Source organism: Bifidobacterium sp. ESL0784 (assembly GCF_029433295.1).
Classification (GTDB): domain Bacteria; phylum Actinomycetota; class Actinomycetes; order Actinomycetales; family Bifidobacteriaceae; genus Bifidobacterium.
Window position 1 is genome coordinate 311,412 of sequence record NZ_JAQTHV010000004.1, and the last position, 24,447, is coordinate 335,858.

The window sequence follows — 24,447 nt, forward strand, 5'->3', positions numbered from 1 at the left end:
CCGCCTTGATTGCCAAGGCGGACAACATCGTCACCGACGTCATGCTCGTGGCCGTATCGGCTGCCTGCTGGCCATGTGTACTACAGTAGGCATGGCCGCCGCTAGGTGAAAGGCCCGTACGGTTCGCCCGGGCGGGTCCCTTTCTTCAAGTCTGTTCCTTACGAGCGGCGTATCGAAAGGAGATCTTGAGATGCCTGATATTCTCAGAAAACCGACCCCGATCGCGAAGATTTACGAGGCGTTGAGCGCGGTGGCGGATGGTCGTGTGGAATTGTGCGGTTCGGACTCGAAGGCCATCGTGACTTCGTCGGCCCGCACGAAACGTTATACGGTGATGATCTCCGAGCGACTGTATACCTCCAACGACAATGCGACGTACTGGCAGCATTATGCCGGTTACCCCGTCATCGCGGTGCTCATCGAGCAGGGGAGGATCGCTCTTCCGCCGGGTTCCCGGCCGCTGCTGGAGCATTTCAGGAACATCAATTGGAAGCAGCTGAATACTGACAACAGGAACCACTACGACAAGGCCGTCTCCCAATTCCTCTCCACGACCGGCCATGCGGAAGAAATCAAGAAGCTCGTTAAAAATATTTACGACCAGGCCAACAGCCTCCCGTTCGCGGTCAAAGGCAACCGCAAGCTAATCGTCAAGGTACCGGACGAAGAAGAATAAACCCCGGCCCAGGAAACAGGGCGTGCATGCGGAAGGCCGGAAGATTCCAGCAATCGGTTGAACACATATTTCCGCTGGCATTCCTAACTTTGAACAGGGAAGATTCGATGTACTTTGAGAATGAGGTGTATGCTGGTGTACATTCACGTTTCTATCGTCGTTATCGGTTTTGAGCTCATCGATAGAAACACAGACCTTCGTGACAGGGGTGTGGTAAGAATTGGAAACGTCAGCAAGTAAAAGGAGTAGTTCCGATGGCAGTGAACAGCATGAGCCGGGCAGTGTCGAAAGGAATCTTAGAAGGACTCGATATGGCGACGAATCCCGATCCGAGAAATCTACGTCACGAAGCGAACAGGCTGGAGAAAAGGACGAGCGTGCGGAGCTCGTGGAATCAGGTGGGGAATCTCCTAAACAAGCAGATGCGGAACATCAAGTAGTCGATGATTTAAAACATTTAGAAGTCGATGAGCGGCAGTTAAAAGCGCTGATTGCTCATGTGGAGAAACATTATCAAGGGCCTGTTCCTGATCCCGATGCGATGAGGAAGTACGGTGAGATAGATAAGTCATTTCCCAATAGAATGATGACCATGGCTGAAAAGGATCAGGACAGCAGCATTAAGGTCGATGAACGGATATCTAAAGCTGAAGCTGGCTCATTTACCATTGTGTCGATAGGTGTTACGGTTCTTCCTTGGGTGTATTCTCTTCTTGCCCCGCTGGTTCATGCTCCTGCGTCAACGATTGTCATTGGGACCGCCGCTGGTTGTCTTACCGCCGGAGCCCAACTTATAAGAGCAATCATTGGAATCAGGAAGGATGAAAAAGACAAGGGAGATGAGAGCAAAAAGGAGTAACAGAAAATAACAGAAGTTGTCACGGATGATTATTTGTTCTGTTCTTTGTGCAGTGAGTAATTTCAAGTGTTTGAATTTATCCCATGAGGTTTGTTCTCTATATAGGATTTTTCTTATTTGAACAGGTTGAATCCATTCCACGTTCCGACACAGGTCAAGAATCGAGCTGTAAGCACTATGCAGACTAATGCTATGAGAATAAAATATATAGAGTCCACTCATCAAGACACTGTCCGTTACATCCTTGATACTGAGTTCATTACGGCCGCACGAACCGCTGACTGTGCGGTAATCGACACCGAAACAACTGGTTTCGGGTTGAACCCGCGCTTACTCGACATTGGTGTTGTCCTCATTGAAAATGATCAGGTTACGGCAACTCTTTCGCAGCTCGTTAATCCAGAGGTGCCGATTGATGCCGGTGCCGCGGCCGTCAACCACATTACTCGGGAGATGCTCGATGGACAGCCGACGCCGGGTGAGACGCTTCCTGCAATTCTCGAGTCGATTCGAACGTTGCCTCTGATGGGTCATAATCTCGACTATGACATTCGGATTATCAATAATGAAGCCGCACTTGTGGATGTACCGGGCTTGAAACCCCAACAGGTCTGCGATACCCGGGAACTGAGCGAAGAGATGTTCCCCGGTCCTTCGGTTTCTCATACTCTCGAGAGTTTGCTCGACCGTCTGGGCGTGCATGAACCCGAGCAACACAGGGCGCTCGCCGATGCATTGCAGACTTGGCAGGCGTACCAGTTGCTTAGTGCCATGAATGGGCCTTGTGCTGAAACTGACGAGCAGCACGAACGTGCGTATCAACGAGGAAGAGCCAAAACGCGCAACGTTTTACGTGCACATTATCTAGAAGACAGAGATACGGATCCTGTTAATGACAGACCGGAAGGCATGGAACTCGAGGGGCAAGGTGGAGAGAACTTGTGCGATAGCTCTTTGCATCAGGAAGTATTGCGTAAATATCCGCGTGGCTCCTATTTTTGGGTTAGTGTTGAGAAGGACTACATCCACCGTGGCAAATATAAAGGATATCCGACTATTTATGTTTTCCTCGATGGTGAGGAAATCGGTTTCCTTGGAGAACCAATTATGTCTAAGCATTGGGGACAGATACCGGATGGGCCCGTTATAGCGCGTGCCCATACTAGCGTAAGTGTCGACGAGACTTCGCCTTATAAAGCGCGTATCGAGTTGCCGAAGGCCCATGAGCCTGTCAATCTCGAACCTTACAAGAGATAGGACTAAGACATAGCGATTTTGCTGATTGCAGATTTTCTTAACTTTGATTTTTCGGGTATTTAGCGAATGGAACAGGCTGTCCGAATAGTGTCCCATCGCCCTGGTCGAGGCGATGCCCGTGCAAGATGTTATTTACAAAAGCTCGCCGGAAAGTTTGAGTCGATGGCTTAGCTGTGTGGATTTACCTTGAATTTTTAGCATAGCAAAGTTCATCTTTCTCACTGCTTGTTTCGGTACTCGTCCTTGAGGATGGTGAAGAGGCGGTCGGGGCTCAGGTCGCAACCGTTTTCGAGCCACAGTTTGATGAGGGCGGTGATGCCGGCCCTGAAGAACGCCCTGTGATAGGCGATGTCGCCGGACGGGTAGTACTTCTCGGCGAGATTCGTGTCGTAGCGCTCGGGCTGGAACCTCAGGTCGAGGCCCATCTTGAAATAGGCCCGGTAGAAGTCCTGATGTTCCTTGATGTGCGCGAACAGTTTGGAGAAGTCGTTCGAGTTGTATCCGTTGGCTTCCTCGTCGGCGTAGAGGTCATGGAAATCAGCAAGCATCCGTTCCTCGATCGCGTCCATGAGGTCTTTGATGTCCGTGTAGCTGGCGTAGAAGGTGCTCCGGTTCACCTCGGCTTTCCTGCAGATTTCGGTGACGGAGATTTCGCTGACGTCTTTTTCGCGCACCAAGGCGGTGAAGGCGTTCTCTATCTTTTCCTGCGAGGCCTGTTTCCGCTTGTTTCCAACGGTGTTCATGCGTTCTTCTCCATTACTCCAACGGTTTGCGCCGAACTGTCGGTTGTCTGCCGCCGGATGGCTCGTTATGCTGTCACCATATTAATCCGACAGGTGTCGGGTACGTTTGTGCGCACCCGGAAAGGAAGATCATGGCAAAGTCGAAATTGGTGAGGGCGAACAGGAAAATTGCGGATGCGGCGGGCGCCGGTATGCGCAAAATGAGCGATACCATGACCACGACCCATCGGCGTATCGAGGACGGTTTCGTCGACCAATACCTCACCGAGGACGGGGAGAGCATCAGCGAAGCCGAGGCTAGGCTCCGTCGCGAGCACGAGGACAAACGCAGGACGCACGCCCAGCGAAAGGCCGCAAAACGCGAGGAAGTCGAGCAGCGTCAGCATCGTCACCGTAAATAAGTTCAAAGACTGACTCTGGCGGCCGGGATGCCGCTTTTGAAAATGAAAGTTGATATTTAAAACAGAATGATTGCCCCTTGGATTGCGTTGCATGCACGATTTGGCATTCAAGTGCTTGAAGTTTTTATAGTTGACGTTGGATGCCGCTACACGGCGACAAGCGTGGTTTGAAAGGAATCAAGATGTCAATACTCGACGAAAACTATACGTTGAACAATGGGGTGGCGATCCCCAAGATGGGGTTTGGCACCTGGCTGATTGACGATGGCAAGGCCGGGGCAGCGGTGCAGACGGCGCTCGCGTGCGGGTACCGGTATGTCGACACGGCTCAGGCCTATGAGAACGAACGCGGCGTGGGCGAAGGTGTGCGTGCCTCGGGCCTCAAACGTGGGGATGTGTTCGTCAGTACGAAGGTGAGGGCCGAACACAAGGACTACCAGTCCGCCAAGGACTCCATAGAAGCCTCGCTTAAGGCCCTTAATATCGACTACATCGATCTACTGCTCATCCACGCGCCCGAACCGTGGGCCCATTTCCACGAGGGAGACCATTGTTTCGAAGGCAACCTCGAGGCGTGGCGGGCGATGGAGGAGGCCGTGAAGGCGGGCAACGTCCGCGCCATCGGCGTCTCCAACTTCGAGGACGTCGACCTCGACAACATCCTGCAGCACTGCGAGATCAAGCCTGTGGTCAACCAGCTGCTCACACATGTGGGCAATACACGTTTCGACCTGCTCGACACAGCCAAGAAGAACGATATTCTGGTCGAAGCCTACTCACCGATTGCCCACGGCGAGATGGCAGACAACCCGACGCTTACCGGGATGGCGGAACGCTACGGTGTCTCCGTGCCGCAGCTGATGATTCGCTACTGCCTCGAGCTCGGCACGTTGCCGCTTCCCAAAGCAAGTTCCGAAGCACATATCAGGGCCAACGCTGAGGTCGATTTCAGCATTAGTGCCGAAGACATGCAGACGCTGCGCGATATGCCGAAGGTCGCCGATTACGGCGAAGCCAGCGATTTTCCCGTGTTCAGCGGGCGCTGAACGCTCTGATCGGTTTCATCGGCAATTGCCGGTGTATCGCGAGGACATGCGACCTGGCTTGTTGGAAGGCCAATAAGCGGAATCGGTATGTCACTGAAGAATAATTTCAAGAGAAAGCAATAGAAGAAAAATGTCTACGACATTCACGAATCCAAGCCCTTTCCCGATGGGCCATCCCAATGACGCTTACGCCCAGTATTTTGACGGCCAAAGCTACAATGCCCCACTAGGTGGTACGGATCAGGCCAAGGTCGCTAACGTGACTTTCGAGGCCGGCTGCAGGAACCATTGGCATATCCACCACAAGGCCACGCAGATTCTCATCGCCGTGGGCGGCCGCGGTTACTGCCAGTTCGAGGGAGAGCCGGTACGAGAACTACGTCCGGGCGACGTGGTGGTCGTGCCGCCGGAGACCAAGCACTGGCACGGCGCAAGCCCGAACGAACCGTTCTCGCATGTGGCCGTGATAGCGTCTGAGGAGGGCGCGTCGAACGAGTGGCTCGAACCGGTCGATCCGGAAGAATACGCCAAGCTGAACTGATTTGCGTTTGAGTAGGGTGCCGTATCGCGGCGAATATCAGAAACCAATAAATGATAAGGTTATAGATTAAGTCTGACTGATATCTGATCAGGATTTAGCAAGCGAAGGGGAATGCAAATATGAAAGCGGGAATGTTTGTGAAACCGGGCGAGGTGAGCGTCACCGATGTGCCCATGCCGACTATTGAAAAGCCGACCGACGCGGTCATCCGTGTTCTGCGGGCTTGCGTCTGCGGGTCGGATTTGTGGTGGTACCGGGGTATTTCGAAACGTGAGCAGGGTTCGCTGACGGGTCATGAAGCTATCGGTGTGGTCGAAGAGGTCGGCAGCGAGGTCACACACGTGAGTTCTGGTGATTTCGTTGTTGTCCCGTTCACACATGGTTGCGGAAAGTGCGCCGCGTGCCGTTCCGGTTTCGACGGTAACTGCATGAATCAGGAACCGGGTGGCAATGCCGGTTATCAGGGCGAATATCTGCGGTTTACCAATGCCGACTGGGCCTTAATTAAGATTCCCGGCAAGCCCGGCGACTATTCCGATGAGACGCTCAATTCGTTGCTTGCTCTTTCCGATGTGATGGCCACGGGCTACCACGCCGCCGCCAGCGCGGAGGTGAAACCAGGCGATACCGCAGTGGTCATGGGTGATGGGGCCGTAGGGCTTTGTGGAGTAATCTCAGCCAAGCTGCGCGGTGCCGAACGTATCATTGCGATGAGTCGCCACCCCGACAGGCAGCGTCTCGCGCGCCAATTTGGTGCCACCGATATCGTTCCCGAGCGCGGCGAGGATGCAGTTAAGCGCGTCATGGATATGACGGACGGCAATGGGGCTGATTCTGTGCTCGAGTGCGTGGGCACGCAAGAATCCACCGCGACGGCTTTGCAGATTGCACGTCCCGGAGCCGTCGTCGGTCGCGTCGGCGTTCCGCAAAGCGGCGAGATAGACACCACGAAACTGTTCTGGAACAACATCGGGCTTCGCGGTGGCATTGCCTCCGTGACTACTTATGACAAGCAAGTTCTGCTCGAGGCCGTTCTTGACGGTCGCATCGAGCCCGGCCGCGTGTTCACCAAGCGTTTCGACCTCGACCACCTCCAGCAGGCCTATGAGGCCATGGACCAGCGTGAGGCCGTCAAGTCCCTTATTATCGTGAATGAAGCGTGAGATTTTATGGTGTTGTGAGACTTTAATATTCATTTTTATTGGTGTTATAGGAATTTTGGACGAATAGTCAAAAATTAGATTCCCCACAGCGACCAGGTTATTTCGTTGGTGTTGCTGTGGACTTCGCGGAGTGCGTTCGCAGCGGCATTTCTCACAGATTTGCTTGGTGCCTGCTGCTCCAGACGGGCTAGCGGACCGGCGGTCGACGAGGGGAGCTGACTGAGATAGTCGGTATCGACCATTTCTATGCTGCCGTTAAGGTAGCCGTCCACATCGACCTTGGCGATGATGGCATCAGGCTGGATGAACGCGAAAACCAGCCAGAGCGCGAGTGTGCCGAAAAATGCCGCACGGAACAATGCGAAAGTCGGACGCACCAGTTTTACCGCGGTTACTATGAGCAAGAAGGCGATGGCGGCCATGCCCCAGTACGTGAGCAGGCGCAGGCGGGTCAGGCCGTATTTTTCGACGTACAGGCTCATGCGCCAGGCCGCAGAGACGAGCATCACCAGGGTGGAAGCGACCAGCACAAGTTCAAGCAGCAGGAGCGACACCGATCGTTTCTGATATTTGTGCAGATAGGTGCAGACCATCACGATGACCAGATTGATGGCGGTGACGCCGACGAGCTGGAAGAACCCCGCGCGGGCGTAGGCAGCGTAGCCGCCGAAACGTTTCAGCGTGTCCACCCCGCCGAAGAGGTAGGAGGATTGGATGGCCACGAAGACCAGATAGACCACGTCGAGCATGGTGAGCATCGTGTTGAGCGTCGCCGTGGAGGTCTGATAATGGGCCACGTTTGCGCTAGAATCGGCTTTACGATGCGGATGGCGAAGGGCGAAAAGCAGCGAGAAGGCAAGCGGGATGACCGCCACGAAACGGATGATGTCGAGCACGCGGGGGCCGAGGCCGAAGTGGGTCAGTCCTTCGAACAGACGGTTGACGATCAGCTCGAAGTTTTCGTCGGCGGAGGAGAGTGCGGGGATCACGATGAGCAGCACCGCTGCCGCGCACACCGCGCCGATGGCGATGCCGCCGGCCTTGCGGCCGCGACCATGCGCCCATGAGGTGGCGACGCGTCCCAAGACCGACCAGTGGCGGAACTGCTCGGCGATGAAGGTGCCGATGCCGCGCAGGACCCCGCGAAGGCGGAACAGTTCGTCGTCGCTTTCCCCACTCAGCGACAGGAAGGTGAGCGGCAAGGCGATGGACAGCCCGCAGGCGTTGATGGCCCTTATCCAAGCCGCTTGAGAGAACGCGGGCACGAGCATGAGTGCAGCCGTGCAGAGCAGCAGGGCGCATGACGATTTCGGCATTTGAAGGTTAAACCGTTTCGTTCCCTTCAGATTCTTCGTTTTGCTTGCCTGACCGGTTTCCTTCTTACGCCTCAGGAACCAGGCGCAGGCAAGGAAGGCGAGCAGGCAGGCGCTCAGCGCCATCCCTCCGAAGACGGCGAAATATGCTGAGACCATTACCGGCGAGACGCAGACGCACCACAGCAGCGAAAGCGCGACCGCGCAGATCAAGGAGGCTTTGTCGGCCTTGGTCAGCGGTGCGGGCGGAACCTTGGCAGGCGCCTCGGCGACGGCTTTGATGGCTGCCTTGGCGGGTTCTGTGTTTGCGGTGTTGGCCGTGCCGGCGGTCTTGGCGGATTCTGCATTTGCGGTTTTGGCAGTGCCGGTCGTTTTGGCGGAGCCGGTCGGCTTGGTTGTGCCGCTTTCGGCAACGGGTTTAGATTCCTCCGAAGTAGGGGTTTGTGTATAAGGATTCGCGTTGGGGCCGGTGGCGGAGGTGGATGGCTTATCGCTTTTGTCGGGCTTGTTTTTGTCTGGTTCAGGCTGATTTTGGGTATAGTTGTCCTTATCCATGGTGATTTCCTCTTTAAATCGTATGGTTAATCGCTGCTATGAAGCCGCTTTGTTGCGGCGAATGATGATGTGAAGGTTTGAGTCTATCCCTCCGGCTCGTAATGCAAAAGATCGGCCGGCTGGCAATCGAGCTCGTCGCAGATGGCGGCGAGTGTGGTGAAGCGCACTGCGCGCGCCTTGCCGGTTTTGAGAATCGAAAGGTTGGCCACCGTCACGCCCACGCGTTGGGAGAGTTCGGTGAGTGTCATGCGTCGGTCGGCGAGGATGTCGTCCAAAGTCACTGTGATGTGTCCCATATCAGATCACCAGGTCGTTTTCGTTTTTCAGTTCCGTCGCGGCCGCCGTCAGCGAGGCGAGGGCGGCGGACACCACCGCGAGCACCCCGCAGAACACGAAGGCAACGCCCGTGCCCAGTACGGTGCGGCCCCGGGTTCTGTTCAGGTTGAAGGCGGCCAGGGCGAGCTCGACCAGCCATATCGCGGCGGAGACGCCGAAGGCCGCGCCGATGGTGCGTAGCCGGCGGACATTGCCGACGGTAAAGGTCTCCTCGCGTCCGACCGCCGAGAAAAGCCGCCAAGCGCAAACGGCCACCACGGTCAACGGGAGCATTCCGATGCCGGCGAACAGGGCCGAGCCGTGTTTGAGGTCGCCCACCCGCTCGGCCGAAGGGAGCACGAAAAGCGCTATGGCAAGGCATATCACCACTGCAAAGGCGTCGGTGGCCTCAAGCAGGACGGCCAACGTGCGGTGCGACATATGCGCTTTGCGTTCGTTCGGCGTGGGGCTGCTGGATACGTCCCGTCCGTTCTTGTCGGCGGAAACGCTTGAATCTTCTCGGGGCTTCATCTCAATCTCCTTTAATGGCAAATTTTCTGCTAGGTCATATCATAATCGTTTCATATTGTTTTTCGATAAAAGGCATATCGTTTTTCAATAAAGACACATTTCAGACACTGCCATGGAATCACCGAGTCGAGCGAATTAAATTAGGGACAGGGCAGGGATGCGAAATAAGGGTATAAAAAGGGAACCTGTCATCTCGCATTAGGTGAGAAGGCAGGTTCCCTTTTAAAGAGCGTTGTCTATTGATTAGTTGATGTTCACTCGATGTCGTCGAGATTCAGTCCGAGCGCTTCGGCTACGCGGGTGCCGTAATCCGGATCGGCCTGATAGAACTGACGGGTCTCGAGGATCTTGATCTCCTCGGCATGCTCGCCCTCGACCTGACCCAGGTTGGCGGCGATGGTGGCGACCAAGCGCCGCTTCTCCTCTTCGCTCAGTACGTTGTACAGAGCGCCGGCAGCGGAGAAGTTGTCAGGCTCGTAGGCGGTATAGTTGCCGGTCTTGCCTTCTAGCTGATCACCGTGGTTGCGGGCGGAAGTGTCTTCGGTCGGGCCGTCGAAGCTGTTTGGCTCGTAATCGACGGAGCCGTCCTGCGCATTGTTAGACATGAAACCGTCACGTTCGTAGTTGTGCACCTCGTTGATGGGGCGGTTGACCTTGAGCTGCTCATAGTTGGCGCCGAGACGATAACGTGCGGCATCCTTGTAGGCGAAGAGACGGCCCTGCAACATCTTGTCGGGGGAAGGCTCGATGCCCGGCACGAAGTTGGCCGGTGCGAACGCGGACTCCTCGACGTCCTCGAAGTAGTTGTCGGGGTTGCGGTTGAGGGTGAACTCGCCGATCTCGATCAGCGGGTAGTCCTTGTGGGAGACAACCTTGGTGATGTCGAAGATGTCATGCTTGTAGTTCAGACCCTCCTCGTAGGGCAGGATCTGCACGCATACCTTCCAGGACGGGTAGTTCTTGGACTCGATGGCGTCGAACAGCTCGTGCAGCAGGTAGTCGGTGTCCTCGCTGGCGGCCTTGGCTGCGGTCTCCTCGCTCATATTGACCACGCCCTGCTCGCTCATGAAGTGGTATTTGACCCAGAAGGCGGTGCCGTCGGCGGTGACCCACTTGAAGGTGTGGCTGCCATAGCCGTTCATGGTGCGGTAGCTGGCCGGGTTGCCGCGGTCGCCCATCAGGTAGGTAACCTGGTGCACGGTCTCGGGGGAGTGCGCCCAGAAGTCCCACTGGCGGGTCGCGTTGCGCAGGTGAGTGCGCGGGTCGCGCTTCTGGGAGTGGATGAAGTCGGGGAACTTCAGCGGGTCCTGGATGAAGAAGGTCGGCGTGTTGTTGCCGACGATGTCATAGTTGCCCTGCTGGGTATAGAAGCGCAGGGCGAAGCCACGCACGTCACGCAAGGTGTCGGGGTAGCCGAGCTCGCCGGCCACCTGCGAGAAGCGCAGGAAGATCGGGGTCTCCTTGCCCTCGCCGTTGAATACGTCAGCCTTCGTGTGCTTGCTCATATCCTTCGTCAGCTTGAAGGTGCCGTAGGCGCCGGCACCTTTGGCGTGCACCACGCGCTCCGGGATGCGCTCGCGGTTGAAGTGGGCGAGCTTTTCGACCAGCTGGTAGTCCTGCAGCAGCACCGGGCCGCGCACGCCGGCGGTCTGCGAATGGGTGTTGTCGGCCCAGGGCTGGCCTGAACCGGTGTTGAGATTGTCTGTCATTAGAAACTCCTCCTGTCGTAACGATGTACGAAAAAGATAACAACCAGAGCCAATCCATACAAGGATTTGTGGGGTTTCTAACGTTGTGTTTTCCTTAACGCAAAGCTCCGTTATGTCGATTTTGGGGCTTGGCTAGCCCCTGGCATGCATTTTCTATTGCCGCCGTCCGAAGGCAAGCCCGCATCGAACGAAGGGCTGAGGTTCGATTTAGGCCTTATGCTTTTAACGATTGCGGCCGGATGTTCTTGCGGTTCGCGTATGTCGGAAAACCTCGTTTGAAAGGTATATGACACGATGGTTTTCAGTATGTTAGAATATGCTGGTTGCCGTTTTGTAATTCGCGGCACGGCAGAGAGTTGTCCAGTGTTACTAAGGGAGAAGTTATATGGTTGACGGCGACAATATGAAAGATGATGCATCGCAGGATCAGAACGGAGCTACCCAGCCGACTTCCGAAACGGGTTCGGAGCAGAACGGTCGGCCGGATTCTGTTGCAAATCCCGCAGAGGGCTCAACGTCAACGGCTGATGGGCAGTCGGCCCAGCCGAGCCAGCCGGAGCAATCGGACCAGTCAAGCCAGAAGGTTCAATCGGCTCAGTCGGAACAATCGGTTCAATCAACTCAGCCAACGCAGCCGAGTCAATCGGCTCAGCAGGCGCAGGCCGGCAATTTCGCCCAACCCGGCGTGCAGCCGTATCCTGGCCAGCAGCAGCCGGCGGCACAACCCCAGAATTTTAATAACCAATATGTGCCCATGCAAAGTCGGCCGGCCGCCGGCCAGAACTCGAGCGCTCCGATGGGCGGGGCCCAGACTCCGGCGAACGGTTTCGCCTACCCGCCCCAAGGACCGCAGAACCCGCAACAGGGCTATCAGTACCCGCCTGCCATGGGTCCCAATGATGGCATGGCGGCAGCAGGAGTCGTGCCCGCCAAGAAGAAGAACAAGGCCGTCGTCGCAGTGGTCACCGCCGTAGTCGTTATCGTGGTGGTTGTCGCCGTCGTCCTCGGTCTCGATGTTGCCGGAGTCATTGGAGGGCCGAAGGAGAAGGATTACCAGGCAGGGCAGGCCGACATCGCCACCATGACCCGTTCCCTGACCTCGATGACCACCGATTTCGTCTCCGCATCCTTGGGCGTCAGCACGAAGGGCACCACCGACAAGGATGTCGCCCAGTTCAAGGCGGACAAGAAGAAGTACGAGCAGGCCAACGATGATTTCAAGAACCTCAAGGTGATGCAGGACCCGAAGGTCAAGGCCGCGTACGATGCCTACATCCCGAAGGCCCGAGGGTTCGACACCTATATGGACGGCCTTTCCACGGGAATGCAGAAACTGGCATCCGTCAAGGAAAGCTGCACCGACGAGAACGGTGGCGGAACCGTCGGCAATGATTTCTACCACCAGCAGGACACGTTCTTCGCCCAATGCTCGGCCAAGATTCAGTCCGTCGGCAAGCTCGACAACAAGCCAGTCGCCGATTTCCTGCAGGGCATGCAGGACTATCTGAACCAGAGGAACGATCTGCTCAAGCAGATGGAAGCCATGGGCGACCCGGACGCGATGACCTCGCAGGCCCAGATCGATCAGCTCAATGCGCTGGTCGACAAGTTCAACGACGTTCCGTCCCCGTCGAAGAACGTCAAGACCCTTCAGGACTCCGTGACTCAGGACGTCAACAAGACCGACCCGACCAAGAGCCTCCACAGCCTCAAGATCGTGGTCGACAACGGGGCGCGGGCCAAGAAGGGGTCGTTGCTCTAATGTTGTAATGCTGTAAGCGATTCTTGCGAATCGTGGCGTGGGCACCCGCTCCCGCCGCACAGTGTCGAGGCCAATGCCAGAGTTCCCTGGCGTTGGCCTCGATGACGTTGTGGGGGTGCTGGGCCATGCCGTGCCGAAAACGGCAATGGAATGCCGATTCGGGACGTTTTTGCATGTCTCGTATGTCGTCGCTCCGACTGATAATCTAAGCGAAAGCCGTCGCGTTGCATGGTTGCATTCAAGGGCGATGGCCAGTTTTGCAACAGATTGATGGAATCGAAGGATGATCATGATAGATAAAAAGGAATTGATCGAAAAGGCGTTCGAGGTTCAGCAGCGTGCCTACACCCCCTATTCGCATTTCAAGGTGGGTGCCGCCCTGCTTTGCGCGGACGGAACGATTTATCAGGGCTGCAATGTGGAAAACGCCGGCCTGACCGCCACGAACTGCGCCGAAAGAACGGCGATTTTCAAGGCGATTTCCGAAGGTGAGAAGAAGTTCACCGCCATCGCGATCGTCGGGAACATGGAAGGCGTGAAGAAGGGCGAGGGCGATTATTGCTCGCCCTGCGGCGTGTGCCGGCAGGTCATGGCGGAATTCTGCGATCTGAAGAACTTCACCATCATCATGGCCAAGGATACCGACGACTACATGGAACGCAGCTTGGACGAGGTCCTGCCGCTGGCCTTCACCGGCGACAACCTGGAGTAGTAGGGGAGTTGCTCTAAAATTTTCACTATGACAAGCACTGAAGCCTTTGGCAATGGCCGCGACGAGCGGAAAAACGATGATGTGAACGAGGCCGCCTCCTCGCATGGCAGTAATTCTGCGGCGATGACGAGTTCGCCTTCCCGGCCACAGCCTTCCGGGCTGCCCGACCCTTGGCCTGCGCCGCTCGCCAAGGGGCCGTTGAACGCCACTGTGGTGATTCCTGGAAGCAAGTCCCTGTCCAACCGCTATCTGATATTGGCTGCGTTGGGGCATGGCCCTGCCACGATCGCGGGCATACTGCGCTCGCGTGACACCGAACTGATGGCAGATGCGCTGCGGACGCTGGGCGTCGAGGTCGACTTCGACGAAGGCGAAGGGACCGGTGTGACGGTGACCCCGCCGGCCGGTGGCCGGTTCAAGGGCAATGTCACGGTGTTCTGCGGTCTTGCCGGGACGGTGATGCGCTTTGTGCCCGGGTTGGCGCTGTTTGCCGACGGGCCGGTACGTTTCGACGGCGACAAAGAGGCCTACGCGCGGCCGATGCAGCCGGTGCTCGACGGACTCGAGCAGCTGGGCGCTTCGGTGGAGTACGAGGGCAAGACCGGTTTCCTGCCGTTTACCATCACACCTCCGGACGTGTGGGAAGCGAATTCGGATAAGGCGAAGGGTTCCGCTAGTTCCGATTTGACCCAGCCGGCGAAGGTCGAGATTGATTCCTCGTCATCCTCGCAATTCATTTCCAGCCTGCTGCTGATCGGTTCGCGCCTGCCGAACGGGCTCGAACTGAAGCACACCGGCAGCAAGCTCCCCAGCCTGCCGCATATCCGTATGACCATGGCCGATGTCAACGGCGCTGGCGGCGATGCCCGGATGCCTGAAATCGGACACTGGCTCGTCGCCCCAAGCCCTCTGCAGCTGCCTGAAGGGGTGGTGGTGGAGCCCGATTTGTCGAACGCCGCTCCGTTCCTTGGCGCCGCGATGATTGCCGGGGGAAAGGTGAGCGTGCCCAACTGGCCGACTTCCACCACACAACCCGGCGGGCTGCTTCCCGATATTTTGCAGGAGATGGGCGCCGACGTGACCTTGGGCGGCCGCCCATTCGACGAGGTCATGGCTGATGTGCGTGATTCCCAGAAATCAGCTTCAGTGCCACGAAACGGCACGTTGACGGTTTCTATGAACGGGCCGATCAAAGGGCTTGGCAAAGGTTTCGACATGTCGGCGGCCGGGGAGATCACCCCGAGCATCGCCGCTTTGGCGACTCTGGCAGACGGTCCCAGCGAACTGATCGGTATCGGCCATCTGCGCGGCCATGAGACGAACCGGCTCGCCGCGCTTGTCACTGAAATCACCCGCATTGGAGCTTCGGCCCAGGAACTGCCGGACGGACTGGTCATCAGGCCGGTGCCGCAGGGCCAATTGCACGGTGAGACCATGGAGACCTATGCGGACCACCGCATGGCCACGTTCGCGGCGATGATCGGCCTGGCCGTGCCCGACACGCGCATTCGCAACGTCGCCACTACCCGCAAGACCATTCCGGATTTCCCGGGCATGTGGCACAAGATGCTCGGCGCGTCTGAGGAATAGGCGAGATATTCGATAAAGATAAAAGCCATTGGCTGATATAAAAAACCGGAACCGAACATTTCCGTCGGTTCCGGCCTTTTTGTTTTCGTAGGATTTTAAAATCTCACAAAATGGGGCAGACTCACTTCGTGAAGACGTTGCCGTAGCTGTCCTTGCCTTCGGCGGCGATCTTGTCGGCCTTGTGAGCAATCGCCAGCTCCTCGTTGGTGGGGATGACGGCGATGATCACGGAGCTGTCGGGCGTGGAGATGATGCGCGGCTCCTTGCTGCGCTCGTCGTTCTTGGCCTTGTCGAGCTTCACGCCGAACGGCGCAAGACGCTCGCAGACGCGGGCACGAACGTTGTTGTCGTTCTCGCCGACGCCCGCGGTGAAGGTGATCACATCCACGCCGCCCATCTGAGCGGTGTAGTTGCCGATGTAGCCGACGATGCGGTGGACGTAGATGTCCATGGCGAGGATGGCGTCCTCATTGCCTTCGTTGATGAGGCGATCGACCTCGCGCATATCGGCATAGCCGGTCATGCCGGTCATGCCGGACTTCTTGTTGAAGAGCTCGTCGATCTCGTCCACGTTCATGTGGGCGTTGCGAATGAGATGGAAGACGGCGGCCGGGTCGATGTCGCCGGTGCGTCCGCCCATCATCAGGCCTTCCAGAGGGGTGAGGCCCATGGAGGTGTCGATCGGGCGGCCGGAGATCTGCGCGGAGGCGGAGGCGCCGTTGCCGATATGCAGCACGATCTGCTTCAGGCCTTCGGCGGGCTTGCCGATAATGCCGGGGACGACACCGCCGATGTATTCGTGGCTGGTGCCGTGGGCGCCGTAGCGACGGATCTTGTACTTTTCGGCGACTTCCTTGTTGAGCGCGTAGGTGCTGGCTTCCTTGGGAAGCTGGAAGAAGAAGGAGGAGTCGAAGACGAAGATCTGCGGCACGTCGGGTAGCAGCTGCTCCATGACCTCGGCGCCGGTGGCTTCGGGGCCGTTGTGCAGCGGGGCAAGCACGGCGAGGTCCTTGACCTGCTGAATGGTCTTGGCGTTGACGAGCGCCGGCTGCGGGAAGACGGAGCCGCCCTGGACGACGCGGTGGCCGACGGCGACGATGCCGGATTCGTTGAGATCGGGGCCGTATTCCTTGAAGAAGCCGAGGACGCGCTTCAAACCGTCGGCATGGGTCTTGATCGGCTCCTCGAGCTCGTGCTTCTCACCGTTGTATTCGTGCTTGTAATGGCCATCGATGGGTTCGCCGATTTTCTCTACGAGACCGCTTGCAAGAGCTTCTCCGTTTTCGAGATCCACCAGCTGGTACTTGATCGAGCTGGAACCGGAATTGATGACAAGGACGGTTTTCGCCATTGTATGCATCCTCCATATAGATTAATTGACCCGTGGCTATTACCACGGCTACCAGATTTCTAGCTTACTCACGAGCTGTTACAAGAGTAGGGGGAATAAAAAGGGACGGGTTTCTATAATGTGATTTTGGCGTATCTTGTTTTTATCGATTTGAAAACTTATCATGATATGCGAAATCCCGGCGCTTACATGTATGGAAAAGTGCCGGGATCTGTATCGAACATGAATAAGTGTTACTGCTGGGCCTCCACGGCGGTGAGGGCTACCGTGTTGATGATGTCCTCTACCAGAGCGCCGCGCGAAAGGTCGTTGACAGGCTTGTTGAGGCCTTGAAGCACCGGACCGATGGCGATGGCGCCGGAGGTGCGCTGCACGGCCTTGTAAGCGATGTTGCCTGCAGCAAGGCTCGGGAAGACGAAAACGTTGACATGGCCTGCCACGTCGTTGCCCTTGGCCTTCGTTGCGGCCACGGTGGGCGACCAGGCGGCATCGAACTGGATGGAGCCGACAGCCGGCAGATCCGGGGCCTTCTCGTGAACGAGCTTGGTGGCTTCCTCGACCAGATCGACGTCTGGGCCCTTGCCGCTGCCGAGCGTGGAGTAGCAGAGCATACCCACCTTCGGGTCCACGCCGAAGGAGCGGGCGGTATCGGCGGACTGGATGGCAATGTCGGCCAACTGCTCGGCGTTCGGGTTCAGGTTGATGGCGCAATCGGCGAAGACGGCCACATGGTCCTTGAAGCACATCAGGAACGCGCCGGAAACCAGCGAGGCGCCAGGCTTGGTCTTGATGACCTGCAGCGCCGGGCGCACCGTGTTGGCGGTGGAGTTGATCGAGCCGGAGACGAGGCCATCGGCCTTGCCAAGCACGACCAGCATGGTGCCGAAGTAGCTCGGGTCCGCGAGCTGCTTACGAGCCTGTTCCTCGGTCATGCCCTTCTTGGCACGCAGCTCGCACAGCTTGGCGACCATGGGCTTCAGGACTTCCTCGTCGTCCATCGGCTGGTAGTCGGCCTTTTCAAGCGAGTTGAGGCCGAGTTCCTTGCCGCGGGCGAGGATGGCATCCTTGTCGCCGACGATGATGAGCTTGACGATGTCGCGCTGCAGCAGGTAGTCCGCGGCCTTGATGATGCGGTCCTCGGAGCCCTCGGGTAGCACGATGGTCTTCTTGCTGGCCTTGGCCTTGGCCAGCAGTTCGTTCTGGAAGGCGTATGGCGTGGTCGGGGCGTCGAACGGCGTGCGGGCGGCGGCCACGACCTCATCGGTCGGGGCGTTGTCGGCAAAGGCCTTGGCGGCCTTATCGGCGGCATCGGGATCGTCTTCGTTGGGGAAATCGACGGCAGGAATGGTCCAGACCGGAACGGGGGAGCCTTTCAGGGCTTCCTTGGCGTCCGCGGCCTTCTCGTCGGTGCAACCGGTGACAAAGACTCCGGCGACCTTTCCGCCGGCCTGCTCTACTTCGGCCGTGCAGGTCTCGACGGTGGCCTTCACCTGTTCGCCGTTGCGCGGAATGGTGCAGATGGCCAGGAAGGTCTTGGCTTTGAGGTCCGAAGCGATTTCGGCGTTGAAAGTGAAGGATTCCGGATCGAAGACGGCGGAACCATCACTGCCGACAATGACCATGGAATCAGGATTGGTGCGGTCGAGTTCGGCGCTGTAAGCCGCGACGATGTCACCGCGTGCCGCGCTCTTATCGCGGCGTGCGCACTTCGGGCACACAGCCCGTACCTGATCGGCCGTTTGCCCGGCATTGGCGGCCTTGAGCAGCTCGGGAGTAAAGGTCTCCTTTTTGCAGGCCACCGGGCGGAACACCGCCGTCTTGCCTTGTGAGGCAAGGGCTTTCACCACGCCGTAGGCCACTACGTTACGGCCGTTCTTGCCCTCGGGGCTGGCGATATAAATGACTTCGTTTGTCACGATATAACTCCTTTGTGCATGTTGCGCACGATTTTTCCGATCAACTACGATATCGATCGTTTCCATTTTATGCGAAGCTGTGACGTAGGCGACTTCTGCGTCGTCGTAAAGGCAAATCGCAAAACAAAAGGGGCACCGGGCCGAAACCCGATGTCCCTTTTTGTCTAGACGGCTATGCGAAGCGTAGCCGGGTGAGAATCAGCTCACTCGTTGTCGCTGCCGGTGCTCATGGCGGCCTTGGCGGTGGCCTTCGCATCCTGGTTCTTCACGTCGGAGTACACGAAGCCGGTGTAATCCGGGTGATCGTAGCCCTCGTCGACGGCGAACTGGAAAGCGTCCTTGCGGAACTGCTCAAGCTTGTCGATCTCGTGGCCGTACTTGTCGGCGTCGAGCGTACGAAGCACCTCGGCGGTCAGCTCGTAACGATCCATGTCGTTGACGCGCACCATGTCGTAAGGCGTGGTGGTGGAGCCCTCTTCCTTGTAGCCGTGAACGTTGAAGTTGTCGTGGTTCGGGCGGCTGAAGATGAGGGACTGGATGTCGTGGGCATAGGAGTGATAGGCGAAGAGGACCGGCTTGTCGGCGGTGAAGAGTTCGGTGAACTCGGCGTCGGTGAGGGCCTCGTCGTTGTCCTTGGGGCTCTGCAGCTTCAGGATGTCAACGACGTTGACGACCTTGAACTTGATGCCGAACTCCTTGAGCTTCTCGCTGGCGGCCATGATCTCTAGGGTGGGGACGTCGCCGACGCAGGCGAGCACGATCTGTGCTTCGTCGTTGTTCTTGGCGGTGGAGGCCCACTTCCACTCAGCTGCGCCCTTCTCGAGCTCTGCACGAGCCTCGTCGAGGGTCTGCCAGGTGGCGGCAGGCTGCTTGCCGGCGAAGATGGCGTTGATCTTGTTGGTGGACTTGAAGGCCTTCTCGGCGACGGCCAGCAGCATGTTGGCGTCGGCGGGGAAGTACTCGGCCACAACGTGATCGTTGTTGAACGTCTTGTTCAGCAACACGGAGCTCACACCCGGATCCTGATGGGAGAAGCCGTTGTGATCCTGACGCCACACGTGCGAGGAGATCAGCATGTTGATCGAAGCGACGGGCTTACGCCAAGGGATGTGACGAACCGTGGCCTCGAGCCACTTGGCGTGCTGGTTCAGCATGGAGTCAATCACATGGGCGAAGGACTCGTAGGTGCTCCAGATGCCGTGGCGGCCGGTGAGGACGTAGCCCTCGAGGAAGCCTTCCATCTGATGCTCGGAGAGCTGCTCGATGACCTGGCCGGTAACAGCCATGTGCTCATCGGTCTGCTCGGAGAGATAGCCGTTGTCCCACTGCTTGTTGGTGACCTCATAGGCGGCTTGCAGACGGTTGGACGCGGTCTCGTCAGGTCCGAAGATACGGAACGAATCCGGGTTCATCTTGATGATGTCGCGAGTGTAGTTGCCCAGCTGACGGGTGGCTTCGAGCTGACCCCAGCCGTGTCCGAACTCCTTGACGCCCTTGACTTCGTAGGCATCGAGCTCGGGGAGCTTCAGATCCTCGCGGATGCGGCCGCCGTTGGCGTTCGGGTTCTGGCCGATGCGCAGTTCGCCTTGCGGCATGAAATCGGTGACCTCGTGGCGGATGGCGCCCTTCTCATCGAAGAGCTCTTCCGGCTTGTAGGATTCCATCCAGCCCTTGAGAACTTGGAAGTGAGCCTCGGTGTCACGGGCGCTGGCCAGCGGCACCTGGTGGGCGCGCCAGGAACCTTCGGTCTTCTTGCCGTCGATGTACTTCGGGCAGGTCCAGCCCTTCGGCGTGCGGAAGATGATCATCGGGTAGATCGGACGATCCATGTCGTCGGTCTGCGCCTTGGCCTTGATGTCGCAGATCTTGTCGAAGACCTCTTCGAGCATGTCGGCGAAGCGACGGTGGATGGACATGTGGTCCTCATCGTCGAAGCCCGCGACGAACTCGTAAGGCTCGTAGCCCATGCCCTCGAAGAACTCGTGGAGCTCCTCATCGGGGATGCGGGAAAGAATAGACGGGTTGGCGATCTTGTAGCCGTTCAGGTGCAGGATCGGCAGCACGATGCCGTCGGTGCGCGGGTTGACGAGCTTGTTGGACTGCCAGCTGGTCGCCAGCGGGCCGGTCTCGGCCTCGCCGTCGCCGACCACTGCGGGCACGAAGAGGCTCGGGTTGTTCATGATGGCGCCATAAGCGTGGCTCAGTGCGTAACCGAGCTCGCCGCCTTCATGGATGGAGCCCGGGGTCTCGGGGGCGAAGTGGGAAGGAATGCCACCAGGGTAGGAGAACTGACGGAAGAACTTCTGCAGTCCGGCCTCATCCTTGGTGATGTTCGGATAATACTCGGTGTAGGTGCCGTCGAGATAGGACTGCGAGGTACCTGCAGGGCCGCCGTGGCCCGGGCCCATGATGAACACGGTGTTCTGCTGGTGATCCGCGATGAGGCGGTTGATGTGGCCGAGCAGGAAGTTCAGGCCAGGGGTGGTGCCCCAGTGGCCCACAAGACGATACTTGACGTCCTTGCGGGTGAAGGGTTCCTTCATCAGAGGGTTGCTACGCAGATAAATCTGACCGATGGAAAGATAGTTGGCGGTGCGCCAATACTTGTCGACTCCTTCAAGAGCCTCATCAGAAACCGGCTTGCCGAGCTTCTTCCACGGGGTGCCAATAACAGGACTAGTCATTTATGCTCCTGTACTCCTGTACACATTGTGTGCAATTGATTATTTTCTTCAGGCGCAAACCCTTGGTATTATTGACATCCGGGGTTTGTGCCCAATCGTTGTTCACTTTACGTGGCGACTCAGACTTTTGGACGTTTTTTTGCATCTATGTGCTAAAGTGAGATGTTTTTGTTAGATAATGTTGTATTTAACCCAAAATATGTTAGATTTTCGCACGTAAAAAAACAACTTACAAACGTTGCAATTGAGCCATAAACTCCGTTGTGTCAACGCTTAGCGATGTTCGATTCACAGAAAGTTCACGCGGCGTGTTGTTTTTTGTGATGTTGTTTTTTGTTTGTTCCGCCCCACCGCCGGAACACTTGATTTTGTCGCCTTGAACCACGAGAATGGACACTACTTTATACATAGTTCCATACCAAAATATATAGGGAGAATTCATGGCAAAAGGTCCAGTGCTTGTCGTTGACTTCGGCGCGCAATACGCCCAGCTGATCGCTCGGCGCGTGCGTGAGGCACATGTCTATTCCGAATTGGTGCCGCATTCCATGCCGGTGGACGAGATGCTGGTCAAGGACCCGAAGGCCATCATCCTCTCGGGCGGCCCTGCTTCGGTCTATGAACCGGGCGCCCCCGACATCGACAAGAAGATCTTCGAGGCCGGGGTGCCGGTGCTCGGCATCTGCTACGGATTCCAGGTCATGGCCAACGAGCTTGGCGGCAAAGTCGACAAGGCCGCGCTCGGCGAATACGGCAAGACCGAAGCGGTGATAGACGACGCCGAAGGCGTGCTTGCGGGATCCCCTGCAGAGCAGACCACATGGATGAGCCACGGCGTCGCCGTCGAAGAGGCTCCGGAAGGCTTCAAGGTGCTGGCGCATACGCAGGGTGCGCCTGTGGCCGCGATGGAGGACGAATCGCGCAAACTCTACGGCGTGCAATGGCATCCCGAGGTCAAGCACACCCCGCTGGGCAACGAACTCTTCTCGACTTTCCTGCACAAGTGCGCGGGGCTGCCCAGCGATTGGGATGCCGACAATATCATTGACACGCAGGTTAAAAAGATTCGCGAGGAGGTCGGCGACGCCGAGGTCATCTGCGGGCTTTCCGGAGGAGTGGATTCCGCGGTCGCGGCGACTCTGGTGCACAAGGCCATCGGCGACCAGCTCACCTGCGTCTTCGTCGACCACGGCATGCTGCGCAAGGGCGAGGCCGAGCAAGTCCGCCACGACTTCGTCGACGCCACCGGCATCAGGCTGATCGAGGTCGACGCCTCCGAAGACTTCCTGACGGCTTTGAAGGGCGTTACGGAGCCGGAACGCAAGCGCAAGATCATCGGTGAGAAGTTCATCCGCACCTTCGAAAAGGCCCAGAAGCAGGTCCTGGAAGAGGCCGGGGCCCGCGGCAAGGAAGTCAAGTTCCTGGTGCAGGGCACGCTCTATCCGGACGTCGTCGAATCCGGCGGCGGCGACGGCGCAGCCAACATCAAGTCGCACCACAACGTCGGCGGCTTGCCCAAGGATGTCAAATTCAAGCTCATCGAGCCGCTGCGCAGCCTGTTCAAGGACGAGGTCCGCGCCATCGGCACCAAGCTCGGCCTGCCGGACAACATCGTGTGGCGCCAGCCGTTCCCGGGGCCGGGTCTCGGCATCCGCATCATCGGCGAAGTAACCCGCGAACGTCTCGACCTGCTGCGTGAGGCCGATGCCATCGCCCGCGAGGAGATGACCAAGGCCGGCCTCGACCGCGATATCTGGCAGTGCCCGGTGGTGTTGCTCGCCAATGTCCATTCCGTGGGCGTGCAGGGCGACGAACGCACCTATGGCTCGCCGATCGTGCTGCGCCCGATTTCCTCCGACGATGCGATGACCGCCGACTGGTACCGCCTCCCGTACGACGTGCTGGCCACGATCTCCACGCGCATCACCAACGAATGCCATGGCATCAACCGTGTGGTGCTCGACTGCACCTCCAAGCCGCCGGCCACCATCGAGTGGGAGTGATATCGGCTGCTTAAAAGCACAAGTGATTGAAAATTAATGATGGTGCCCCTCGTTTCGGCGTGAGGGCACCATTGGTTTGTAGAACATAAGGTATCGGCAAAAGCCCGAGGGAGAGAGTAAGTGAGCAAGCGCAAACGCACATGTCTGGTTATCTTGGGTCTGGTATTGGCCGGGGCGAACCTGCGTATGCCGATCACCATGATGCCTCCGCTGCTGCCGGACCTCAAAGCCGAAATCGGCCTGCCCACCTCGCTTGCCGGACTTCTGACCACCATCCCGCTCCTCGCCTTCGCGCTCGCATCCCCGCTGATGGGCAAGTCCGGGGCGCGACACGGCAGCGAGAAAGTGCTGGTGGCCGCGCTCGCGGTGTTGAGCATCGGCAGCTTCCTGCGCATCATCCCTTCGGTCTGGGCGCTGCTGATCGGCACGGCCGCTCTGGGGATCGGCATCGCCGGCGGCAATGTGCTTCTGCCTGCGGTCATCAAAAAACGCTTCCCCGAAAGTATCGCCGGCAAAACCACGCTGTATACCACCGCGCAGGTCCTGGTTGCCTCTCTGGGCACGGCCACTTCAGGCATCATCGCCTCCCATATCGGTATCAAGAGCAGTATGGGAGTCTTCGCATTGCTCGGCCCTGTGGCGCTCATGGCCTGGCTGGTCATCATGCTTTCCGGATCCGTTCGCGGCAACAAGGCGAAAGCGGGCGGCGATGATCGTCCGCTTGTCGACAGAACACCTTGGCGCTCGCGGCTGGCATGGGTGATTCTGGCCTATTTCGGCATGCAATCGATGTTGTATTACTCTTTGCTGACCTGGTTGCCGTCGATATGGCAGGCGGCCGGTTTCAGCGCCGTGGTTGCGGGCAACCTCGCCACGCTCTTCCAGTTGAGCGGCATGCCGCTGACCATGACGGTGCCGCTGATCGCCGAACGCAAGCACGGGTTGGCTATCGTCAACGGCATCGCCGGGGGAGGTTTTGCCTTGGGAATTTTGGGAATTCTCGTGCCTGGCGCGAACCTGCCGCTCAACGTGGTTTCGGCGGTATGTATGGGACTTGCGACGGCGGCCTCGTTCAGCATCTGCATCGTCTTCTTCCAGAAGCGCACCACCTCGGCGGCCGACACCGCCCGCCTGTCGGGAATGGCTCAATCCGGCGGCTATCTCTTCGCCGCCATCGGCCCGGTCGCCCTGGGAGCGTTGAACGGGCTGCTGCACACATGGACACCCATCGTCGTGCTCGTCCTCGTGGTCGTCATCGTAATGTTCATCGCCGGTCTGGTCGTCATCGCCCATCAAGATATCTACGAGGGTCTAGACTGA

21 protein-coding genes are annotated in these 24,447 nt (G+C 57.9%); 12 read left to right on the forward strand and 9 right to left on the reverse strand.

The window, feature by feature from the left end; genetic code table 11:
• The first annotated feature begins 190 nt into the window (after window positions 1–190).
• From PT279_RS07895 to PT279_RS07905, 3 genes are all read left to right on the forward strand, one after another.
• Window positions 191–676 carry a hypothetical protein gene (locus tag PT279_RS07895; RefSeq protein ID WP_277166877.1) on the forward strand — a complete coding sequence of 162 codons (486 nt, stop codon included), beginning with the start codon at window positions 191–193 and terminating at the stop codon, window positions 674–676.
• 388 nt (window positions 677–1,064) lie between these two features.
• Complete coding sequence (locus PT279_RS07900) at window positions 1,065–1,535, forward strand: hypothetical protein (protein ID WP_277166878.1); 471 nt, start codon at window positions 1,065–1,067, stop codon at window positions 1,533–1,535.
• A gap of 177 nt (window positions 1,536–1,712) precedes the next feature.
• Window positions 1,713–2,792, forward strand: coding sequence for a 3'-5' exonuclease (locus PT279_RS07905; protein ID WP_277166879.1), 1,080 nt, complete (start codon window positions 1,713–1,715; stop codon window positions 2,790–2,792).
• A 218-nt stretch (window positions 2,793–3,010) separates the two neighbouring features.
• Here PT279_RS07905 and PT279_RS07910 read toward each other — a convergent pair whose 3' ends face one another.
• The gene (locus PT279_RS07910) at window positions 3,011–3,535 is read right to left on the reverse strand and encodes a TetR-like C-terminal domain-containing protein (protein WP_277166880.1); all 525 of its coding nucleotides are present in this window, start codon (window positions 3,533–3,535) and stop codon (window positions 3,011–3,013) included.
• Between the two features lie 131 nt (window positions 3,536–3,666).
• Here PT279_RS07910 and PT279_RS07915 point away from each other — a divergent pair, with 131 nt between their 5' ends.
• The 4 genes from PT279_RS07915 to PT279_RS07930 all read left to right on the forward strand — a co-directional run bounded on the left by PT279_RS07915 (window position 3,667) and on the right by PT279_RS07930 (window position 6,686).
• Window positions 3,667–3,936, forward strand: coding sequence for a hypothetical protein (locus PT279_RS07915; protein ID WP_277166881.1), 270 nt, complete (start codon window positions 3,667–3,669; stop codon window positions 3,934–3,936).
• 182 nt (window positions 3,937–4,118) lie between these two features.
• A complete protein-coding gene (locus PT279_RS07920) occupies window positions 4,119–4,982 on the forward strand; it encodes an aldo/keto reductase (protein WP_277166882.1) in 864 nt (287 codons plus the stop codon).
• 130 nt (window positions 4,983–5,112) lie between these two features.
• Window positions 5,113–5,523, forward strand: a complete 411-nt coding sequence (locus tag PT279_RS07925) for a cupin domain-containing protein (protein WP_277166884.1) — start codon at window positions 5,113–5,115, stop codon at window positions 5,521–5,523.
• A gap of 119 nt (window positions 5,524–5,642) precedes the next feature.
• Window positions 5,643–6,686 (forward strand): zinc-dependent alcohol dehydrogenase family protein, encoded by a 1,044-nt coding sequence (locus tag PT279_RS07930; RefSeq protein WP_277166885.1) that lies wholly within the window; start codon window positions 5,643–5,645, stop codon window positions 6,684–6,686.
• A gap of 74 nt (window positions 6,687–6,760) precedes the next feature.
• Here the strand turns inward: PT279_RS07930 and PT279_RS07935 are convergent, their stop codons facing one another.
• The 4 genes from PT279_RS07935 to PT279_RS07950 all read right to left on the reverse strand — a co-directional run bounded on the left by PT279_RS07935 (window position 6,761) and on the right by PT279_RS07950 (window position 11,109).
• Window positions 6,761–8,554 carry a DUF4153 domain-containing protein gene (locus PT279_RS07935; RefSeq protein ID WP_277166886.1) on the reverse strand — a complete coding sequence of 598 codons (1,794 nt, stop codon included), beginning with the start codon at window positions 8,552–8,554 and terminating at the stop codon, window positions 6,761–6,763.
• 83 nt (window positions 8,555–8,637) lie between these two features.
• Entirely contained in the window at window positions 8,638–8,850 is a 213-nt protein-coding gene (locus tag PT279_RS07940; protein ID WP_277166887.1) for a helix-turn-helix transcriptional regulator, read from the reverse strand.
• 1 nt (window position 8,851) lies between these two features.
• Complete coding sequence (locus PT279_RS07945) at window positions 8,852–9,400, reverse strand: DUF2975 domain-containing protein (RefSeq protein ID WP_277166888.1); 549 nt, start codon at window positions 9,398–9,400, stop codon at window positions 8,852–8,854.
• 254 nt (window positions 9,401–9,654) lie between these two features.
• The gene (locus tag PT279_RS07950; RefSeq protein WP_277166889.1) at window positions 9,655–11,109 is read right to left on the reverse strand and encodes a catalase; all 1,455 of its coding nucleotides are present in this window, start codon (window positions 11,107–11,109) and stop codon (window positions 9,655–9,657) included.
• A 385-nt stretch (window positions 11,110–11,494) separates the two neighbouring features.
• On the opposite strand from PT279_RS07950, the gene PT279_RS07955 reads away from it, so the two are divergent.
• From PT279_RS07955 to aroA, 3 genes are all read left to right on the forward strand, one after another.
• Window positions 11,495–12,871, forward strand: a complete 1,377-nt coding sequence (locus tag PT279_RS07955; RefSeq protein WP_277166890.1) for a hypothetical protein — start codon at window positions 11,495–11,497, stop codon at window positions 12,869–12,871.
• A 289-nt stretch (window positions 12,872–13,160) separates the two neighbouring features.
• A complete protein-coding gene (locus tag PT279_RS07960) occupies window positions 13,161–13,583 on the forward strand; it encodes a cytidine deaminase (RefSeq protein WP_277166891.1) in 423 nt (140 codons plus the stop codon).
• A gap of 123 nt (window positions 13,584–13,706) precedes the next feature.
• Complete coding sequence (gene aroA / locus PT279_RS07965; protein WP_277167062.1) at window positions 13,707–15,173, forward strand: 3-phosphoshikimate 1-carboxyvinyltransferase; 1,467 nt, start codon at window positions 13,707–13,709, stop codon at window positions 15,171–15,173.
• A gap of 121 nt (window positions 15,174–15,294) precedes the next feature.
• Here the strand turns inward: aroA and PT279_RS07970 are convergent, their stop codons facing one another.
• The 4 genes from PT279_RS07970 to PT279_RS07985 all read right to left on the reverse strand — a co-directional run bounded on the left by PT279_RS07970 (window position 15,295) and on the right by PT279_RS07985 (window position 21,533).
• Complete coding sequence (locus tag PT279_RS07970; RefSeq protein WP_277166892.1) at window positions 15,295–16,524, reverse strand: acetate kinase; 1,230 nt, start codon at window positions 16,522–16,524, stop codon at window positions 15,295–15,297.
• A 233-nt stretch (window positions 16,525–16,757) separates the two neighbouring features.
• Window positions 16,758–18,440: a phosphate acetyltransferase gene (pta, locus tag PT279_RS07975; protein WP_277166893.1), complete on the reverse strand. Its 1,683-nt coding sequence runs from the start codon at window positions 18,438–18,440 to the stop codon at window positions 16,758–16,760.
• A 203-nt stretch (window positions 18,441–18,643) separates the two neighbouring features.
• Window positions 18,644–21,124 carry a phosphoketolase gene (locus PT279_RS07980; RefSeq protein ID WP_277166894.1) on the reverse strand — a complete coding sequence of 827 codons (2,481 nt, stop codon included), beginning with the start codon at window positions 21,122–21,124 and terminating at the stop codon, window positions 18,644–18,646.
• A 229-nt stretch (window positions 21,125–21,353) separates the two neighbouring features.
• Window positions 21,354–21,533 (reverse strand): hypothetical protein, encoded by a 180-nt coding sequence (locus tag PT279_RS07985; RefSeq protein ID WP_277166895.1) that lies wholly within the window; start codon window positions 21,531–21,533, stop codon window positions 21,354–21,356.
• A 31-nt stretch (window positions 21,534–21,564) separates the two neighbouring features.
• On the opposite strand from PT279_RS07985, the gene guaA reads away from it, so the two are divergent.
• Window positions 21,565–23,127 (forward strand): glutamine-hydrolyzing GMP synthase, encoded by a 1,563-nt coding sequence (guaA, locus tag PT279_RS07990; protein ID WP_277166896.1) that lies wholly within the window; start codon window positions 21,565–21,567, stop codon window positions 23,125–23,127.
• Between the two features lie 120 nt (window positions 23,128–23,247).
• Window positions 23,248–24,447, forward strand: coding sequence for an MFS transporter (locus PT279_RS07995; RefSeq protein WP_277166897.1), 1,200 nt, complete (start codon window positions 23,248–23,250; stop codon window positions 24,445–24,447).

Excerpts from the sequence above, each read along its gene's own strand:
- PT279_RS07980 (WP_277166894.1), bottom strand. The coding sequence starts at position 21,124 with ATGACTAGTCCTGTTATTGGCACCCCGTGGAAGAAGCTCGGCAAGCCG.
- PT279_RS07940 (WP_277166887.1), bottom strand. The coding sequence starts at position 8,850 with ATGGGACACATCACAGTGACTTTGGACGACATCCTCGCCGACCGACGC.
- PT279_RS07955 (WP_277166890.1), top strand. The coding sequence starts at position 11,495 with ATGGTTGACGGCGACAATATGAAAGATGATGCATCGCAGGATCAGAAC.
- PT279_RS07935 (WP_277166886.1), bottom strand. The coding sequence starts at position 8,554 with ATGGATAAGGACAACTATACCCAAAATCAGCCTGAACCAGACAAAAAC.
- PT279_RS07945 (WP_277166888.1), bottom strand. The coding sequence starts at position 9,400 with ATGAAGCCCCGAGAAGATTCAAGCGTTTCCGCCGACAAGAACGGACGG.
- PT279_RS07970 (WP_277166892.1), bottom strand. The coding sequence starts at position 16,524 with ATGGCGAAAACCGTCCTTGTCATCAATTCCGGTTCCAGCTCGATCAAG.
- PT279_RS07930 (WP_277166885.1), top strand. The coding sequence starts at position 5,643 with ATGAAAGCGGGAATGTTTGTGAAACCGGGCGAGGTGAGCGTCACCGAT.
- guaA (WP_277166896.1), top strand. The coding sequence starts at position 21,565 with ATGGCAAAAGGTCCAGTGCTTGTCGTTGACTTCGGCGCGCAATACGCC.
- PT279_RS07915 (WP_277166881.1), top strand. The coding sequence starts at position 3,667 with ATGGCAAAGTCGAAATTGGTGAGGGCGAACAGGAAAATTGCGGATGCG.
- PT279_RS07960 (WP_277166891.1), top strand. The coding sequence starts at position 13,161 with ATGATAGATAAAAAGGAATTGATCGAAAAGGCGTTCGAGGTTCAGCAG.
- aroA (WP_277167062.1), top strand. The coding sequence starts at position 13,707 with ATGACGAGTTCGCCTTCCCGGCCACAGCCTTCCGGGCTGCCCGACCCT.
- PT279_RS07950 (WP_277166889.1), bottom strand. The coding sequence starts at position 11,109 with ATGACAGACAATCTCAACACCGGTTCAGGCCAGCCCTGGGCCGACAAC.
- PT279_RS07985 (WP_277166895.1), bottom strand. The coding sequence starts at position 21,533 with ATGTATAAAGTAGTGTCCATTCTCGTGGTTCAAGGCGACAAAATCAAG.
- PT279_RS07920 (WP_277166882.1), top strand. The coding sequence starts at position 4,119 with ATGTCAATACTCGACGAAAACTATACGTTGAACAATGGGGTGGCGATC.
- PT279_RS07925 (WP_277166884.1), top strand. The coding sequence starts at position 5,113 with ATGTCTACGACATTCACGAATCCAAGCCCTTTCCCGATGGGCCATCCC.
- PT279_RS07905 (WP_277166879.1), top strand. The coding sequence starts at position 1,713 with ATGCAGACTAATGCTATGAGAATAAAATATATAGAGTCCACTCATCAA.
- PT279_RS07910 (WP_277166880.1), bottom strand. The coding sequence starts at position 3,535 with ATGAACACCGTTGGAAACAAGCGGAAACAGGCCTCGCAGGAAAAGATA.
- PT279_RS07895 (WP_277166877.1), top strand. The coding sequence starts at position 191 with ATGCCTGATATTCTCAGAAAACCGACCCCGATCGCGAAGATTTACGAG.